11 protein-coding genes are annotated in these 19,312 nt (G+C 43.5%); 3 read left to right on the top strand and 8 right to left on the bottom strand.

The window, feature by feature from the left end:
* Positions 1 to 1,044 precede the first annotated feature (1,044 nt).
* Positions 1,045 to 2,223, top strand: a complete 1,179-nt coding sequence (locus RCO84_RS15840; protein ID WP_287837993.1) for an ATP-binding protein — start codon at positions 1,045 to 1,047, stop codon at positions 2,221 to 2,223.
* Positions 2,224 to 2,377: 154 nt separating this feature from the next.
* Here RCO84_RS15840 and RCO84_RS15835 read toward each other — a convergent pair whose 3' ends face one another.
* The 6 genes from RCO84_RS15835 to RCO84_RS15810 form a co-directional block, all read right to left on the bottom strand.
* Entirely contained in the window at positions 2,378 to 3,688 is a 1,311-nt protein-coding gene (locus RCO84_RS15835; RefSeq protein WP_317585648.1) for a DUF4302 domain-containing protein, read from the bottom strand.
* Between the two features lie 7 nt (positions 3,689 to 3,695).
* The gene (locus RCO84_RS15830; protein WP_287819987.1) at positions 3,696 to 4,679 is read right to left on the bottom strand and encodes a zinc-binding metallopeptidase; all 984 of its coding nucleotides are present in this window, start codon (positions 4,677 to 4,679) and stop codon (positions 3,696 to 3,698) included.
* A 14-nt stretch (positions 4,680 to 4,693) separates the two neighbouring features.
* Positions 4,694 to 6,283: a RagB/SusD family nutrient uptake outer membrane protein gene (locus tag RCO84_RS15825; protein WP_317585647.1), complete on the bottom strand. Its 1,590-nt coding sequence runs from the start codon at positions 6,281 to 6,283 to the stop codon at positions 4,694 to 4,696.
* 16 nt (positions 6,284 to 6,299) lie between these two features.
* On the bottom strand, positions 6,300 to 9,578 hold the full coding sequence (locus RCO84_RS15820) for a SusC/RagA family TonB-linked outer membrane protein (RefSeq protein ID WP_373690166.1): 3,279 nt from the start codon (positions 9,576 to 9,578) through the stop codon (positions 6,300 to 6,302).
* 468 nt (positions 9,579 to 10,046) lie between these two features.
* A complete protein-coding gene (locus RCO84_RS15815) occupies positions 10,047 to 11,507 on the bottom strand; it encodes a sensor histidine kinase (protein WP_317585646.1) in 1,461 nt (486 codons plus the stop codon).
* Between the two features lie 5 nt (positions 11,508 to 11,512).
* Positions 11,513 to 12,208, bottom strand: coding sequence for a response regulator (locus RCO84_RS15810; protein ID WP_144151198.1), 696 nt, complete (start codon positions 12,206 to 12,208; stop codon positions 11,513 to 11,515).
* Positions 12,209 to 12,454: 246 nt separating this feature from the next.
* Between RCO84_RS15810 and RCO84_RS15805 the strand changes: the two genes are divergently transcribed.
* Complete coding sequence (locus RCO84_RS15805; RefSeq protein WP_264901419.1) at positions 12,455 to 12,709, top strand: helix-turn-helix domain-containing protein; 255 nt, start codon at positions 12,455 to 12,457, stop codon at positions 12,707 to 12,709.
* 52 nt (positions 12,710 to 12,761) lie between these two features.
* On the opposite strand, the gene RCO84_RS15800 is transcribed toward RCO84_RS15805, so the two are convergent.
* Together RCO84_RS15800 and RCO84_RS15795 are read right to left on the bottom strand one after the other, a co-directional pair.
* Complete coding sequence (locus tag RCO84_RS15800; protein ID WP_117693399.1) at positions 12,762 to 13,973, bottom strand: NADP-dependent isocitrate dehydrogenase; 1,212 nt, start codon at positions 13,971 to 13,973, stop codon at positions 12,762 to 12,764.
* 291 nt (positions 13,974 to 14,264) lie between these two features.
* Positions 14,265 to 15,119: an OmpA/MotB family protein gene (locus tag RCO84_RS15795; protein ID WP_144151194.1), complete on the bottom strand. Its 855-nt coding sequence runs from the start codon at positions 15,117 to 15,119 to the stop codon at positions 14,265 to 14,267.
* A 437-nt stretch (positions 15,120 to 15,556) separates the two neighbouring features.
* On the opposite strand from RCO84_RS15795, the gene purL reads away from it, so the two are divergent.
* A complete protein-coding gene (gene purL / locus RCO84_RS15790) occupies positions 15,557 to 19,288 on the top strand; it encodes a phosphoribosylformylglycinamidine synthase (RefSeq protein ID WP_317585645.1) in 3,732 nt (1,243 codons plus the stop codon).
* Positions 19,289 to 19,312 lie beyond the last annotated feature (24 nt).

The following is a 19,312-nucleotide window of genomic DNA, read 5'->3' as shown; positions in this document are numbered from 1 at the left end:
AATATCAGGGGCGCAAGCGATTCCTTTTCAGGAAACAGCTTGCGCCCCATTTTTTATCTGCAAGCGAACACGCTTTTACTCTTCACTCTTCACCTTTCCTTCGGAAACCCCTGTATTTATCGGCATTCCGAGGGGTGAAGAGTTTGCAGCAACTCTTCACCCACTCTTCACCACTCTTCACCGATTCCAAAGACCAACAGGCGTAAATTGCAGCGCAAGACCGCTAGGTGTTAAGGAGAGATGCAAGACCTCCAGGCGTCCCTGAGGAGGGTGCGCCATAAGTCTGGATAATAGTTTGGCGCATAACAGTTGACCATCGCATGCACATCACCTGTTGTGCATGCGCATATCAGCTGTTATGCAAGCGCACAACAGCTGTTGTGCGACCGAAGATACTGGCTCTTCCAACAACATATTCTAACTCTTCCAACAACATATTCTAACTCTTCCAACAACATATCCTAACTCTTCCAACAACATATCCTAACTCTTCCAACAACAAGAAGAGGATGAATCATAAACTTATGACACATCCTCCGCCGAACCAGCCAGGGTGAAGAGTGGTGAAGAGTGAGTGAAGAGTGTCCAAGAACTCTTCACCCCTCGAAACGCCCATAAACACTGGGGATTCCGAAGGAAAGGTGAAGAGTGAAGAGTATTTTCTTATCCCTTACTTACAACATTTTTACAGGCATTTACGCTGACTGTTGCAGTAGAACAGCCAACTAGCGAGCGTACGGCTAGTCAGCTGTTCTTCATTCGCCAGTACACTATTTCCGGTTAACAGCCAACTTATTCCTCGGCAAAATATTCTTCCATAACAAGGCTATTATCGCTACATACTGATAAAAATCTCTGGCAATTATTAGAAATAAGAGTAAAGGACACTTTTAGCAAAAATAAATAAGCAAAAAGTTTGGAGTTTTGAAAGAAAAAACATATATTTGCACCTTGGAAGGTGCATATTGCGCATAAATGTGCACCTTCCAAGGTGCATATACTACAAAAAACAGCATCTTAAAAGATGCATAAAAATGGTGAAATATGGATATTACACTCGTAAACTACATGAAAGAACAGCTGCGTCTAGTAAGTCTGGACTTTAAGCGCTATATGTATGACAAGCTTCCTTGGCAAGCGAGGTTCGTTGGACTCATGGGACCTAGAGGAGTAGGGAAATCAACTTTGATTCTTCAACATCTTAAAGAAATGGATGCTGATACTCAGGCAAAAAGTCTCTATATATCAGCAGATCATAGCTATTTCACAACCCACACACTAATTGATACAGCCGACCAATTTGTACGTGAAGGAGGTGAAACGCTTTATATAGATGAAGTACATAAATATGATTCATGGTCGAGGGAATTGAAGCAAATCTACGACTCCCACCCTGAACTCAAAATTTTCTTCACAGGATCTTCTATGCTTGATATTTTAGATGGAGAGGCAGATTTGAGCAGAAGAGTCGTATTATATGAGATGCAGGGTATGTCTTTTAGGGAATATCTGGAAATGTTCGAAGGTATCAAGACACCTGTCATGTCATTAGATGATATTCTGAGGGGAAATATTGAAATAAAAGAGGTGCTCCACCCTATTCCGCTCTTCAATAAATATCTGAAAGAAGGATACTATCCATTTTCCAAGGAAGGCTTCTTCCAGCAAAGACTACAGCAGGTAATACGTCTTACGATGGAAGTAGATATTCCACAATATGCCAACATGTCGCCAGCAACAGGCAAAAAACTCCGCCGCATGTTATCTATCATAGCAGGTAATGTGCCCTATAAGCCAGAAGCTACAGGATTGGCAAACGAAATTAAAGTGAGCCGCAATGATATTCCTACCTATCTACTATACATGGAAAAAGCGGGAATGATTGGTCAGTTACGTGACGAAACAGGCGGAATGAGAGGATTGGGAAAGACAGAGAAAGTTTATCTCGATAATCCGAATATCATATATGCACTTTCAGGCAATAATTCTAATATTGGTAATGTGAGAGAGACATTCTTCTACAACCAAACCAGAGTCAATCAGGATGTTACATCATCTAAGATTTCCGATTTTACAATAGGAAAGTATACATTTGAGATTGGGGGTGCCAAAAAGAGTCATAAGCAGGTGAAGGATGTAGAAAACGCTTATATTGTGCGTGACGATATAGAATATGCTAACGGTGACATATTACCACTATGGAGTTTTGGTCTTTTATATTGAAATTAAAATATTCCGGAATACAGTTTATACTGCAACAATAAATAAGGGGCGTGCTTAAATGAGCACGCCCCCTGACGAGAGATTTTATGTATTCTTTTCACAAAGAACTCTATAAAACATTATGTATATAGTTTTATTTCATGATGGATGAACTCTAAAAAAGAGATTCTGGCATACTAGTTGTCAAGACAAACCAGTTATTTGGATTACTCTCATCAGTCAACTTTATAGAAGAAGGCTGTTTCGTTGTACCCTTTATCAACTCAACTTTATAAGTCTTGGCCACGTTGGCAGCATGAGTTCCCTCATCACCAGTCAGTGCATAAATCATATACCTCTGACCCCAACTATAGAAATACTGACCATTCGCACCAAACTTGCCAGGACAAGCAAATGAGATATGATCATCGTCAACGATAGTAGGAGTAATGTCTATGAACGAAGCATAGCCTGCCACATTGAAAAAGATTCCCCAATGTCCTGCATAGCCATCAAACGCAGAAGTGGTAAAAGCAGCAAAATGGCAAGGAGAATAATGCTTAGAAACCTCCTCGTTACCAGCATTCCAATACGCCTGAGTATAGCTACCCATATTAGCTACAGAGAAGAACCAGTCTCCACTGATAACCTGCTCACTGATAGGAGGAACAACGCCCAACATCTTTACAGCGGCATCTGTGGATTCAAACTCATAGTTATCGCCCCCTTTATAGTTGAAGCCTTTGATAGTAACGCCATTAAGAGTTATTGGCTCATAAAATTCAATGCCCTTGTCTGTAACAATATAAGGTTCCGTTGTAGAGCCTTCCTCGGCATTAGAACTAGTGAAAGTAATGGTACGATAGCTTGATGTAGCTACATACTTGACATCATTTACCTCGCAAGTATATTTAGGAAACTGCATCTCCTTCTCCAAATCATCTATCTGATTAATGGTCTCAGTCCAATCGGCATCCTTCGCCATAGGAGTCATCACTATTTTTGTACCACGCTTCTTGCCAAGCATGACTACAGAATCAGCAGTGGCGGTAAGCACCCGGAACTCCAAGTCACCTTCCATACCCTTACCATTATCACCAATACCATCAGGGTTAGCTGGATCGGAGAAGAAATGAATCACCTTATTGTACTCATCAAAAGACAGAACGATACTAGCACTCTGCTCCAATTTATAATGTGATGTGGCTTTCGTGTCTGCACCCAAAGCATCGCTCATGGCAGTAACATTTCCATCTGTTCCAAACTTCAACAACAGATTATATCCACCATACTTGGTATTAGCCTTAGGATAATATTTCATCAGCCATCCATTCTCTGCAGAAGTAAGAACCGTCTTATACTCTGCTATTGCATCATTCACTCGCTCCGCAGAAGGTTTGTCGAACACTTCATCTATGTCGTTAGAACAAGATGTGAAAGCCAAGACCGCAATCAGCGTAAATAATATGTTATATATTTTTTTCATATCCGTCTTACTTTAATGTTTTTAAATCCATTGCCTTTACTTCTGCCGTACGACGCAAGATAACTTCACGAAGCTTGGTAATATCCATGCCCCAAGTGTTGGCAAAATATTCCTTGAGAATGTTAAATTTCTGAATAATAGCTTTATAGCCACTTGCATCCTTCACTATAGGATTGCCGTTTGCATCAAGCACATAATCGCCATTTTCATCTGTTTCGTATACAATACCTGCACGCAGTATTTTTTGCCATGCTGCTTCTGAATGGGTTACATATTGGGCAAAAATCTCAGCAAAGTCCTCATTATACTCACCGCTGGCATAACCGGATACAAATCCCATGGATGGAGCTTCTTTATCCTCTACATTCACCCAACCTGAAGTCTGATACTTGCCGGCAGAAACTGTCTGGAACTCAGTAGAATAATTCTTTTTCTGAGTCAGAATATGACAGAACTCATGATTCATTGTATGGAAGAACCAGTAATTCAGATCGTATGTACCTTTTTTCTTGTCAACGAAAGGATTTTCTGAATCTATGACTGGATTATCAACATCGATAATATTTACATTATACAAAGTTACTTTCAAGCCACCCTCAGCAGTACCCATCACAATAGAAGACTGAGAATCATAAGCTGCTGAGCCAACCAACTGCATCACACGAGGAGAATAGGTCTTCATAAACTGATCGCCCATCACTTCCTTATAAGCATCCAGCCAAATATGCTTGACCATAATAGCCAATGCCTTAGACTTATTAAAATCGGCAGGTGCAAGATTATAATTGTTGTTCGTCTCCTTGTCACTATATCGATAGTTAAAGCGGATATTATAGGTATCCACATAGTTGGTTTTGAGCCACTTGTCAAAGTCATTCTGCTCTTCCTTATTCTGCGTATCGAAAATACTCTTAGAATCAAGACTATCGTCTGAGCAGGCAGCAAACAGAGAGACTGACGCTATCAGTATGAATAATTTTATATATTTCATAGTTTACTCATTTTTTATTTGTTAGACTCTTCTCTTGGATTTGCAGGTAATCCTGCCTCAATTACATCATCTGGCAATTGAATCGCTCCTCGCAAGTCACCAGCCTTGAATACAATAGGAGACTCTTCGTCAACATCATGGCTGAACTCAATGCCATAGCGCTTGATGTCAAGGAAACGAAGACCTTGATACAGGGTCTCCAGTCGACGCATCTGTAAGATGAATTGCAAAATATCCTCTTGGGTACCAGCCTCAACCGTGAATCCCTGTGGATGGAATGTCTTACGAATGCTATGCTCCAAATTGGATTTTGGTGTAACAGGTGCATACGGCAAGCTTTCGATAAAAGTCTTGATACTTTCAACTGTCATTGTTGGGCGTTTTGCCGTACCATTCGCAGTCATAGTATGCGACACAATCCAAGTATTGATATCTTTCACCGCATTATCATACTCCTTCTTCATGGCATAAGCCTCAGCACGACAAAGAAGGGTTTCATCAGTAGTGAACACAGCATCTACAATATGAAGATATCCAGTTTGAGCCACCTTATCAGCAAATTCAAAATGTTCAAACATCTTTGGGAAGATAAGAATACGGGAATTGCCAAACAACAAGTTTGACTGGTAGAGAGTATTGTTTCTGGATCCACTTCCCCATGGCATCTTAGCCCAAATCGTTTCATACTGACCTACATTTTGATTGTGACAAAAACGCGCTTCATTACCACTGATATTTCTACCAATTCGACTAAATGCCGTCATCAACAAGAGATTGGCATTCTCTGATGAAGAAATATACCGATTCTCCATATCCTCTGAATTAGACAAAGACATAAAAGGCACATAGTTGCGCAACAAAGAGGCTGGATTTGCTCCAAGCACCTTGTCAGCATATTTTATCACTTTGTCATAGTTCATATAGTACAGGTTGAAACGAGCAGCAAAAGCATACGCAGCCTTCTGATTGAAATGATACTTAGGCTGGGTATAGATATCATCGCTCACATCAGGCAAGGCCGCCTCAATATCTGCATCAATCTGCTCATAAAGTTGCTTCAGTGTACCACGCTTATAATCAGGGTTTACAGTTGTCTCAGGCTTTGTTGGATAAGGAAGTCCCATGCACTTCTCTGCATTATCTGGATTATAAGTCATACAGAAAGTTGTAGCAAGACGATACATGCTATAGGCACGACAGAGCAAAGCCTCAGCTCTCTGCGCCTTTAGCGATGCTGGATTACCCATCTCATCGATGGAAGCCAAAGCCTGATTGGCTGCTGCAATTGCAGAATAATAACCATTCCACAAACTCTTTGGGGAATCATTGGTTTGAGCTGTAATTGGCTGAAAACGATAAACCTGCTCTATATCCTGATTGGTACTATACTGCTTTCCATTGTCTGCATAATTATCTGAGCTCCATTCCAATATCAGATTGCTGCTTGCAGTTGGGTAAGCAGACACAAGCAGAGAGGTCACCTTTTCCTCGGTATTTACCTCGGCACGATCATCTGGCAACTTGTCCAGGAAGCTGTCGCATGATGTGACCAATGACAATGCCGCAAAAGCCACCGATGCTATATATAATTTATTCTTTTTCATAATTATCTCTCTTTCTTTAAAGTCCTACTCTTAATGTCAATGTAAACTGACGTGGCATTGGGGTTGCCACACCACCAGTGTTAAAAAACTCAGGATCCTGTCCGTGCAACTTCTTGTCTGAATAAATCAAGAACAAGTTAGTAGCCTGAAGTTTCAAATTTACGCTGTTCAAGCGAAGGGCCTGAATCCACTTGCCTGGGAAATCATAAGCCAAAGAAATCTCCTTCATGCGAATGAAATCACCCTTAGCTACGCGAGCCGTAGAATAGTTATATGCATTATAAAGATAACCAATATAATTGTCATTCTGCTTCATGCGCTGGTCTGCTATGACTGGCACATCCGTATAAGCTTCATCACCGGCTTGAGTCCAACGATTTATAAATTCCTTTGGCATGGCAGTCATGTCTGAGTATGAAGAACTGAAAGCTGGATCAAGACGTACTTTATTTCCTGCAGCGTATGTAATGAACACATTCAGTTTAAAACCCTTATAAGAGAAGGTGTTTCCGAAACTGCCGTTAATGGTTGGGTCTGTTGGACCTTCATACTTCAAGTAATCTGTTGTAGTTGACTGGAAGTAGAGATCGCCACCATAGCTTGTCTCCTCGCCATTCTGATTCACAACGATAGGCAGACCTTTTTTGTTCAATCCCTTGAAATCAATAGAGAACAAAGAGCGAACAGGATAGCCATTCATTGTGAAACCGGTACCTGTAATCATCTGCATGATGTTAGCACGTGAATCCAAGTCGGTTACAGTATTCTTTGAGTGAGAGAAAATGAAGTCGGTACTCCATTTAAAATCCTTGGTCTCAATGTTGCGAGTGGAAATAGTCAACTCCTCACCATGTGAACGCATACTTGCCACATTGGCATATTTATAGATCTCACCACCAATACCCATGGTACGCTTAGGACCAATCAAATCATAATTGTTGCGGCGATACCAATCGAAAGTCACATTAATGCGGTTATTCAAAAAGCCCATATCCAAACCGAGGTTCAACTCATGCTTCTTTTCATAGGTCAAATCATCATTACCCAAGCGATAAATCTCAAGTCCAGTCTCCTTGTCACCGGCAAACGGACGCCAAGGGTTGTAACTCTGTATCACTACCAACGAGTTAGAAACGGAAGCAGGACCTCGATCAGCTGTCAATGAATATGATGCTTTTAATGTAAGATGAGAAAGAACAGGATTTAACTTAGTAAACCAACTCTCCTCATGAGCATTCCATGCTCCAGACACGTTCCAAGTAGGCAACCAACGAGCTGAGCGACTCTTACCCAACTTATTGGAACCCTCATAACGAATGGTACCATTAATTGTGTAGCGACCCTTATAAGAATAGGTGGCAGTACCAAAGAAAGAAGCCTCACGCTGATATGAATTATCCAAACTATAATATTGACCATTCTCCTCCTCCAACTGCTTGAAGAAGTTATAGTTGAAAGCAGGGAGATAACCCATATCATACTGCATGCCAACGCCATTAAAATAAGAACGGCTACGGTCGAGTGAATTGATTTCCAGACCACCGAATAAGTTCACGATATGGTCTTTGTTGTATACATCATTATAGCTAGCTGTGGCACGGAAGTCCCAGCTATTCATCTTATATTTGGTCTCACGATAAAAACCACCCTTTTCCAATACAGAGAATGGCAAAGAGTTTGCCTTGTCTGGATCGGTATACAGCCATGGGTTTGCATCGCGCATCGTAGCATCATCCATCGCACGATAGGCCCAAGCCTGATTACTCTGGTCTGTAATGGTAGCGGCATTGGTCGTTGTAGAATACTTGTAAGCGCCCAATACTGCGAGTTCTACTTTAGAGATTGGCTTATATTTCAATTCGCCCTGGAATTTCATGTCAACCACATCCAAACTCAAATAGTTGTTTTCCAATTCACGGAAAATATTGAACGGAGCATAGTTACGCACATAGAGTTCATTAGGATCCATGGTACGAGAAGTGTTCAACGCATAAGAATATGGGTTGATATCAAAATCACGAGACACCTCACCTGTCACATTATTTACAGACTGTGAAGTAGTACCAGGAGCGCGCTGCTTACGATAGGAAGCATTAGCTATGGCATTGAAAGACAATTTCTTCGAAATATTGTAAAGAGCATTTACATTGGCTGTATAACGCTGTACCTTGCTCTGCTTAGACCATCCTGGATCGTTCATCACACTGAAAGATGTATAATACTGAGCCTTATCGGTACCAGTAGACATGCTGACGGAATGATTCTGGGAGATACTATTACTGAAGAGTAAGTCAAACCAGTCGGTATTTTGGTACTCAGCCTTCTGGAGATAGCTATTCATCGCCTCCTCAGTATTAGGCAATCCAAAAGTTCCCGTCTTCGAATCATATGTATTCATCAGGTGATACATCTTGCCAAAGACACCACTGTTAGAAGCACGATAACTCTTTTCAAAAGAGAAATAACCATCGTTGTACATCTCACGATATACACCCATCTGATCCTGAGAATTCATGATATTGAAATTGCGGTAGCTTGGCTTCAAACGCATGGTGAATTCACCAGTATAGTTGATACGGTTTGTACCTGCTTTACCTTTCTTGGTTGTAACAACGATGACACCAGCCATGGCACGTGCACCATAAATAGAGGGAGCAGAACCATCCTTCAAAATCTGGAAACTTTCAATATCATCAGCATTCAGACCTGCTATGGCTGAAGATATAAGGGTCTCAGCGTTACCAGAAGACAAATCATCAGCATCAACCTCAGTTACGTCCTCCATGATAACACCATCTACCACCCAAAGAGGTTTTGAGCTACCATAAATTGAAGTAGCACCACGCACACGAATCTTTGGAGCTGTACCGAAAGTACCTGAGACGTTCTGCACAGACACACCGGCCGCTTTACCTTCCAAGGCACGACTGATGTCTGCGACACCATCCAACTTTGTCTTGTCGCCAGAAATTTTTGTAGTAGCACCAGTAAACAAACGCTTATCCATCTTCTGCATACCCGTTACAACCACCTCGCCCAAACTCTTGCTATCTGCCTTCAGGCGGATAGTCATCTTGGCGGCTGGAGTCAAGGTCTGGCTCTGCATACCGATGTAGCTAACTACAAGTTTCTTACCAGCAGGTACCTCCAAAGAGAAGTGACCGTCAATATCGGTGACGGTACCTGTACGTGCCGCTCCGGCGACTACGACAGATGCACCGATGACAGGTTCACCATCTTCCTGAGAAACTACGGTACCTGTTACTTTCGTTTGAGCCAATGCCCCCCCCCACATAAAAGGAAGAGGTTGACTAACAAGAAAAGCAATCTTTTTTCCATAAAATCCTCTCTTAAAAATTAAACAACTCTTATAACTTTAAATTATTATTTTTTCTCTTCTTACACTTTTTAAATATCTCTCATTACTTTACGGGTGCAAAGATAAGAAAAAATATTGAATTAATGCAAACTCTATCGATATTTTTATAGAAAAAAGTTAGTTTTTCTTGATTTTCGTCTACATTTAGAAATATAGTCTACACTTTTAATAGAAAAAAGTCAGAAACAATAGATTTAAGCAAAGTTTACGAAAAGAAAACAAAAATGTTTTAAAACACAAAAAAAGGCAAGGCTTCTGTAAAACCCCATTCAGAAGTTTCTCAGAAGTCTTGCCTTTCTTTACCTATATTTACTATTGAAGTACCTTTATCAGCCACTTGATTATTTATATTTGCCGCTTAGATATTTTATTCAAAAAACATTTTTATTTCTTAAGCGTAAATTCAAACTTCAAGCCGCCTTCCAGCTGATTGCTCACCCGGATGGTTCCGCCATGTAGGAGAACAGCATTCTTGACGATAGCAAGACCCAAACCGGTGCCACCCATCTTGCGGCTGCGTCCCTTATCTACCCGATAGAAACGCTCGAAAAGACGGGGGAGATGCTCGGCAGGAACTCCCTGACCGTTATCACAGAAGATGAAATGCCACTTGTTGCCCTGCTCCTTGGCACTCAACGTTATCTTACGTCCTTCGCCGGCATAAGCTATGGCATTGTCGGTAAGATTGCGGAACACACTATAGAGCAGACTGCGATTACCCTTCACAATAATATGCTGGTCGGGAAGAAGATTCTCGAAAGTCATCTTGTGCGACTCTCTTTCCAGCGCCGTCTCACGGGCTATTTCACTCACCATCTGCGTAATGTCTACCGCCTCGAAATCTATCATATCCGAACCGTCATCCAACCGGTTCAGGGTAGAGATGTCGCGGAGCAGAGAGGTGAGACGCTCGCTCTGGGCATAACAGCGCTGCAGAAACTGCGACTTCATCTCTTCGTTGATATGCGGATTGTCGAGTATCGTTTCCAGATAACCCTGAATACTTGCTACAGGAGTCTTCAATTCGTGAGCGATATTCTGGGTAAGCTGACGCTTCAGTACATCCTGTTCACGTCGGGTGGTCTGTATGCGCTTATACATCTTGATGATGCGCTCAGCAATCTCGCCCAACTCATCGTTAGGGAACTTGGCGAGATCTTCCACCTCCAGACTCTCGTTATGGTCTGCCTTATAAGCAAAAATGCTCAGTTTGGAAACATTCTTAGCCAGACGGTCCGTAAAACGGTAGAGCACGATGGTAAGCAGAATGACGGCTACAATGGCAAACCAGATGAAATGCTGGTCAGCCTGCAGCGATTTTGCCAAATCATTATTATAAGGTAGTGCCGTACGGATGATGAGCTTGCTTTCCGGAAAATAAGAAGCCACATAGAAATAATCATGCTTCAGGGTTTTAGACTGTCGCTCCACGCTTGAGCCTATCCTGTTTTTCAAGGCCTCTACTATTTCCTCACGCTTGGCATGGTTGGCAAAATGATCATAGTCGGAACTCATGTTGTCATAAATCACCTTACCGTTCGGGCGCACCAGCGTAACACGAAGATCCTTGCTTTCATGTTCACGTACAAAAGCCTGCAACTTCTCATGAGCCACAGTTACATCCTTATTGTGAAGGCTATCCTGCAGAATAATTCCTTCACCAGGAGAGAGCGCCAGATCTTCTGCCAGCAGTTCATTATAATTTTCCAGCTTGATAGTAAGCGTACCTATTTTATACTGCTTCTCACGTGCCTGCTGGAACACGATAAAACTGACGGCAAACACAAGGAACACCGCCAGTACACTGAAGTACAACTTTCTACCTACACTATTTAACTTAAACATTTTAATTACGCATCAAAATAATAACCGAACCCCAGACGGGTAACAATGCACTTGGCAAACTTACCAATCTTCTTTCTCATACGGGTGATGTTGACATCCACCGTGCGGTCGAGCACCATCACATCCTTAGGCCATACCCGGTCGATAAGCTCCTGACGGGAGAACACCTTGCCACGCTCTTCGAGGAAAAGACGCAGGAGTTCGAACTCGGTCTTGGTGAAAGGGATAGCCTCACCATCAATGCTCACCGTCTTCTTGTCCAGATTCAACTGCAGTCCCTGATAGTTGATGGTCTTCGGTTCATCAGCATCGCCAGCCTGTTCAGCGGTACGGCGCAAGACGGCACGCACTCTGACCATCACCTCTCGTATAGAGAAAGGTTTCGAGATATAATCATCGGCACCAATATTGAATCCTGTCACCGTATCGTTTTCCGTATCTCGGGCTGTAAGGAAGATAATCGGAACATTGGCTGTCATCGGATTGCCCTTCAACTGCTTAGCCAGCTGGAAACCGCTCATTCCTCCCATCATGACGTCCAGTAGCAGCAGGTCGAACGAAGCGATGTTCATCTCCAAAGCCTCTTCTGCAGAATTGGCAGTCTCTACCTCATATCCTTCTGTTTCGAGATTGAATTTCAGAATCTCACACAAGTCTTGCTCATCATCAACAACAAGTATTCTTTTCATATTCTCTTCCATATTTCATGTTATTTAAAATACCGCTGCAAAATTACGATTTTTCTTTCGTAATAAGCGTTACATTTAGTTACAATTTCATGACATTTAGTTCTTTAGAGAAAAAAAACATAAAAAAATGGGGATTTTGTTACACATTTTAACTTAGTGTTCCAAATTCGCTACATGTTTCTTTGCTAGTTAGAAACAGAAATGTTATTTTTGCACCCGATATAACTATAAGTGAGCATATAACACAACTGAAAGAGTATGAAAGATAAAGTAAATGCAATTCCCTCAATCGGTGAAATCATCAAAGAGGAATTAAACAAGCAAGGCAAGACCACAGTATGGCTTGCTGAAAAACTAGGCTGCCATCGTACTAATATATATAAGGTATACGGCAGAGCCACTATAGATACGGGTATGCTTTACCATATCTGTCAGTTGCTGAACATAGATTTGTTTAAGGTTTATTCAGACGCTTTGCGTAAACGCAAGAAAAAGAATCAAGATTTAAACTAAAAATAACTAAAACAATAAGACCTGAGGTGAATCACCCCAGGTCTTATTGTTTTTATGCCAATCGCTTTTCCAGACGTTCGCGGATGGCAGCGATAAAGCCGGCAGAGTTTACAGCCTTAGCCTCAACACCTTCCATCAGGTTTACGAGATCCTTGGTAGCGATACCATCGTTCAATGTATCGAAACATGCAGCCTCCAGCTGGTCGCCAAAGTTCTGAAGTTCCTTGATGCCATCCAGTTCGCCACGCTTTCTCAACGCACCGCTCCATGCAAAGATGGTAGCCATTGGGTTGGTAGATGTATCTTCACCCTTCAGGTAGCGATAGTAGTGACGGGTCACAGTACCATGAGCTGCCTCATACTCATACTTGCCGTCAGGAGAAACCAATACGGAAGTCATCATCGCCAGAGAACCGAAGGCTGTACTGAGCATATCACTCATCACATCACCGTCATAGTTCTTGCAAGCCCAGATAAAGCCGCCCTTGCTGCGGATAACACGAGCCACTGCATCATCAATCAATGTATAGAAATACTCGATACCGAGTTCTGCAAACTTCTCTTTATAGTCGCTCTCATATACTTCCTCAAAGATCTTGCGGAACTGGGCATCATAAGTCTTAGAGATAGTATCCTTGGTAGCAAACCAGAGATCCTGCTTGGTATCAATGGCAAACTTGAAGCAGCTGTGAGCAAAGCTGCGGATACTCTTATCAGTATTGTGCATGCCCTGGATAACGCCAGCACCATCGAAAGAATGAATTTCAATTTCCTGCTTCTTGCCGCTCTTACCCTCGAATACGAGTTTGGCTGTACCTGGCTCATCAGCACGAAGTTCCACGCTCTTGTATACATCGCCGTAAGCATGACGGGCAATGGTAATAGGCTTCTCCCAGTTCTTTACACAAGGGTGGATGCTCGGGATGGTGATAGGAGCACGGAATACGGTACCGTCCATGATGCTACGGATAGTTCCATTAGGGCTCTTCCACATTTTGTGGAGTTTATACTCGTCCATACGTTGTGCATTAGGAGTGATAGTAGCACACTTCACAGCCACACCATATTTCTTAGCCGCCTCAGCAGAGTCGATGGTTACCTGGTCGTTGGTTTGGTCGCGATAAGGCAGACCGAGATCATAATACTCAGACTTCAAATCAACGAAAGGAAGAATGAGTTCGTCCTTAATCATCTTCCAGAGAATTCTTGTCATCTCATCACCGTCCATCTCTACCAATGGAGTTGTCATCTTAATCTTTTCCATAACACAATATAATGTATAATTAATAATTTACAATGTACAATGATCAGGGCAGCCAAGTGTACCCTTGATATTTTGCCTGCAAAATTAATAAAAATAATTAGGAAAAGAAAGGAAATTAAGAATAATTCTAGCAAAATGATAACAAAAAGCACTTTTTTACGTACTTAAATCATAAAATCTGTATATTTATACCTAAAAAGGCATCAATGAGCCCGAAAACTCATTGATGCCTCTAATTATTTACCTTTTTACTTTTTTACCCTTTCACCTTTTTACCTTTAAATAGCCTTTTTACTTCTCCTCTGGAGCCTTGTCGATCAAGTCCATGAACTGGTCGAGCTTAGGAGTGATGATAATCTGAGTGCGGCGGTTGCGCTGCTTGCCTACCTCTGTATCGTTAGTTGTTACAGGGTTGTACTCACCACGGCCACCAGCTGTAAGACGCTTAGGATTTACGCCGAAGTGATCCTGCAAGTACTGAACAACAGAAGCTGCACGGAGAGCAGAGAGGTCCCAGTTGTTGCGGATATTCTTCATCTTGGCACTTGTCGTGCTTACTGGTACGTTATCGGTATTACCCTCTACGAGCACATCGTAATCCTTATAGTCTGTGATGATCTTAGCAATCTTGCTCAATGTTTCCTGAGCACGGCTGTTCACCTCATAGCTACCACTCTGATAGAGCATATTGTCAGCCAGAGAAATGTAAACTACACCCTTCAGAACCTGAACATCAACCTCCTTCATCTCTTCCTTGCTCAAAGAGCGGGTCAGGTTGTTGGTAAGAACCATGTTGAGCGAATCGCTCTTGCTCTTTACCTCAACCAGGTGACGGATATACTGGTTACTCTCGTTGATCTGGTCAACGAGTTTCTCAATGCTCACGTTGTTCTGGCTTGCATTGTTCAAACTCTTGTCAAGTGAACTCTGCAACTTAGCGTAATCGCTCTTTGCAGTAGCAAGCTGCTCCTGGGCTGCTGCCAGACTAGCCTCTGTAGCTGCCAGTTTTTCCTTGGTAGCCTGATAGTTGCTTGACAATTCCTTATTCTCATTCTGGCAATTCTGAAGATCCTTCTTACTTGCACAGCTTGTAGCCATCAGAGCTACAGCCATCATTGCCATTACCATTAACTTTGTCTGTTTCATATTCTTACTAATTTAAATTTTCTTGTTATTATTGATTATAGTATATCTTAACGTCGCTTTCTACCTTCTATTATATTAGAGTTCTCCCGGCTTTCATCCGTTATCCGGAAGTACCTGCATTTTAGGACATCCAGAAGCTGATTTACTTCTTTCACTTGCAAAGTTACAGATAAGACTCGAATAAACAACATTTGTCAAACGCATTTAGACATTTTTAACCTCTAAATCTTTATTTATCACCTTTTTAACCAAAAAAGGCTACAGAAAGCACTTTTCTGATAGCTAAACCGTCAAATGTAGCCTCTCAAGGTAAGAATAGCTCAAATCTCAACAAAAAAAACATAAAAAACAGTGTTTTATTTTGTAGTGTCTTGAAATTGCACTATCTTTGCACTCGAAAAGAAATAAATACATTAATAATATAAAAGAAAGCAAGTATGATTCTTTTTTTTAGAACTCCATCTAAGAGTGTGATTGCGACCGAGATTGACCACAAACCATCTCAGGACGAAATCAATGAACTTTGTTGGCTTTATGGTGACGCGACTTTAGAGGACGCCCAGCAGTTGCAGGGCTTCTATGTCGGTCCACGCCGTGAAATGATTACTCCTTGGAGTACGAATGCCGTTGAGATTACTCAGAACATGAGTCTTAACGGCATTTCGCGTATCGAGGAGTACTTCCCTGTAGATAGCGAAGACGCTGAGCACGACCCTATGCTCCAGCGTATGTACAACGGTATCGGACAGGATGTGTTCACCGTGAACCACCAGCCAGAACCTATCAAGTACGTCGACGACCTCGAGAAGTATAACGAGGAAGAGGGTCTTGCCCTCAGTGAGGACGAAATGGCTTATCTCCACAAGCTGGAGAAAGAGAACGGACGTCCTCTCACCGACAGCGAAATCTTCGGTTTCGCACAGATCAACTCAGAGCACTGCCGCCACAAGATTTTCGGCGGCCAGTTTATCATCGACGGTAAGGAGATGGAGTCTTCTCTCTTCAACATGATCAAGAAGACCACCAACGAGAATCCTAACAAGATTCTCTCTGCTTACAAGGACAACGTGGCTTTCTCTCAGGGTCCTGTTATCGAGCAGTTTGCTCCAGCCGATCAGACTACCAGCGATTTCTTCCAGGTGAAGGATATCGAGAGTGTTATCTCTCTGAAGGCTGAGACTCACAACTTCCCTACTACTGTAGAGCCTTTCAATGGTGCTGCTACCGGTACGGGTGGTGAAATCCGCGACCGTATGGGTGGTGGTGTTGGTTCATGGCCTATCGCAGGTACAGCCTGCTACATGACTGCTTATCCTCGCCTGAAGGATGACAACGGCAAGAGTGATGTTGAGCGCGACTGGGAAGATATCATGCCAGTACGTAAGTGGCTCTATCAGACTCCTGAGCAGATTCTGATCAAGGCTTCCAACGGTGCATCAGACTTCGGTAACAAGTTCGGTCAGCCTCTCATCACCGGTTCTGTGCTTACATTCGAGCACGAGGAGAATGGTGAGAAGTATGCATACGATAAGGTAATCATGCTTGCTGGTGGTGTAGGCTACGGCAAGAAGCGTGACTACAAGAAGGGTGAGCCACAGAAGGGCAACAAGGTTGTAGTAGTAGGTGGTGATAACTATCGCATCGGTCTTGGTGGTGGTTCTGTTTCTTCTGTAGATACAGGCCGTTACAGCAACGGTATCGAGTTGAACGCTGTTCAGCGTGCCAACCCTGAGATGCAGAAGCGTGCCTATAACCTGGTTCGTGCACTCGTTGAGAACGATGAGAACCCAGTAGTCAGCATCCACGACCACGGTTCAGCCGGTCACTTGAACTGTCTCTCTGAGTTGGTAGAAGAGTGCGGTGGCGAAATCGACATGTCTAAGTTGCCTATCGGCGACAAGACTTTGAGCGCCAAGGAAATCATCGCAAACGAGAGCCAGGAGCGCATGGGCTTGCTCATCGACGAGAAGTATATCAGCGAGGTTCAAAAGATTGCCGACCGTGAGCGTGCTCCAATGTACGTGGTTGGTGAGACTACTGGCGATGCTCACTTCAGCTTCAAGCAGGCTGACGGCGTGAAGCCATTCGACCTCGATGTAGCTCAGATGTTCGGTCATACTCCTAAGACTGTGATGGTAGATGAGACCGTAGAGCGTAAATATGAAGATGTAACTTATTCTGCTGATAACCTCGACGAGTACTTGCAGCGTGTTCTCCAGATGGAGGCTGTGGCTTGTAAGGACTGGTTGACCAACAAGGTAGACCGTTCCGTAACAGGTAAGATTGCCCGTCAGCAGTGCCAGGGTCAGATTCAGTTGCCACTCTCAGACTGTGGTGTCGTAGCACTCGACTATCGTGGCGAGAAGGGTATCGTAACAGCAATGGGTCATGCTCCTCAGGCTGGTCTTGCCGATCCTAAGGCAGGTTCAGTACTCTCTGTAGCAGAGTCATTGACTAATATCGTATGGGCTCCATTGGCAGATGGCATGGACAGCATCAGCCTCTCAGCCAACTGGATGTGGCCTTGCCGCAGTCAGAAAGGTGAGGATGCCCGTCTGTACGAGGGTGTGAAGGCATTGTCAGACTTCTGCTGCGCCATCCACGTAAACGTACCAACAGGTAAGGATTCTCTCTCTTTGACCCAGCAGTATCCTAACGGCGAGAAGATCATCGCTCCGGGTACCGTTATCGTAAGTGCCGGTGGTGAGGTTTCAGATGTCAAGAAGGTGGTTAGCCCAGTTCTCGTTAACGACAAGAACTCTAGCCTCTACCATATCGACTTCAGCTTCGACGAGCAGCGCCTCGGTGGTTCTGCTTTCGCTCAGAGTCTGGGCAAGGTGGGCAGCGATGTTCCTACCGTCAAGAACCCAGAGTACTTCGTTGACTGCTTCAACGCCGTACAGGAACTCATCAACCGCGGCTGGGTAATGGCTGGTCACGATATCAGCGCCGGTGGTTTGATTACAACTCTCCTCGAAATGACATTCGCCAACGTAGAGGGCGGTATGAAGATCAACCTCCACGACATCGCAGATGCCGACATCATCAAGACCCTCTTCGCAGAGAACCCAGGTGTTGTCATCCAGGTAAGCGATGCTCACAAGGACGAGTTGAAGGCATTCTTCGATGAGAACGATATCGGTTATGCCAAGATTGGTTATCCAGCTCCTGAGCTCCGCAAGATTATCATCAAGAAGGAAGGCTTCGAGCACGAGTTCGATATCGATGCTTTGCGCGACGACTGGTATAAGACCTCTTACCTACTCGACCGCAAGCAGAGCATGAATGGTATGGCCAAGAAGCGTTACACCAACTATAAGAAGCAGCCTATCGAGATGAACTTCGGTTATGGCTTCAAGGGAACCCTCGCCAGCTACAGCCTCGACGCTAACCGTCGCAAGCCATCTGGCATCAAGGCAGCTATCATCCGTGAGAAGGGTACCAATGGTGAGCGTGAGATGGCATACTCTATGTATCTCGCCGGCTTCGATGTAAAGGATGTGATGATGACCGACTTGATTTCTGGTCGTGAGACGCTGGAAGATGTGAACTTCATCGTATTCTGCGGTGGTTTCTCTAACTCCGATGTTCTCGGTTCTGCCAAGGGTTGGGCTGGTGCATTCCTCTACAATCCTAAGGCTAAAGAGGCACTCGATAAGTTCTATGCCCGTGAGGATACCCTTTCACTCGGTATCTGCAACGGTTGCCAGCTGATGGTTGAGTTGAACCTCATCAATCCTGAGCACAAGCATCGTTCACACCTCTGCCACAACACATCCAAGAAGTTCGAGAGCACATTCCTCGGTTTGACCATTCCTCAGAACGACAGTGTGATGTTCGGTAGCCTGAGCGGTGATAAGCTCGGTATCTGGGTAGCTCACGGCGAGGGTCGTTTCTACTTGCCAGAGCCAGAGGATCACTACAACATCATTGCGAAGTACAACTATGCTGAGTATCCAGGTAATCCTAACGGCAGTGACTACAATGTAGCAGGTATCTGCTCTGCAGATGGTCGCCACTTGGCTATGATGCCACACTTGGAGCGTGCCATCTTCCCATGGCAGAACGCCTGGTATCCAGCTGATCGCCGCAACGACGAGGTAACTCCTTGGATTGAGGCATTTGTCAATGCACGTCAGTGGATCGAAGAAAGAGCTTTGAAAAAGTAAAAAGGTAAAAAAGTAAGAAGGTAA

Origin of the sequence: Segatella copri (assembly GCF_949820605.1) — a bacterium.
GTDB lineage: Bacteria > Bacteroidota > Bacteroidia > Bacteroidales > Bacteroidaceae > Prevotella.
This window is presented reverse-complemented; position numbering and strand designations above follow the sequence as displayed.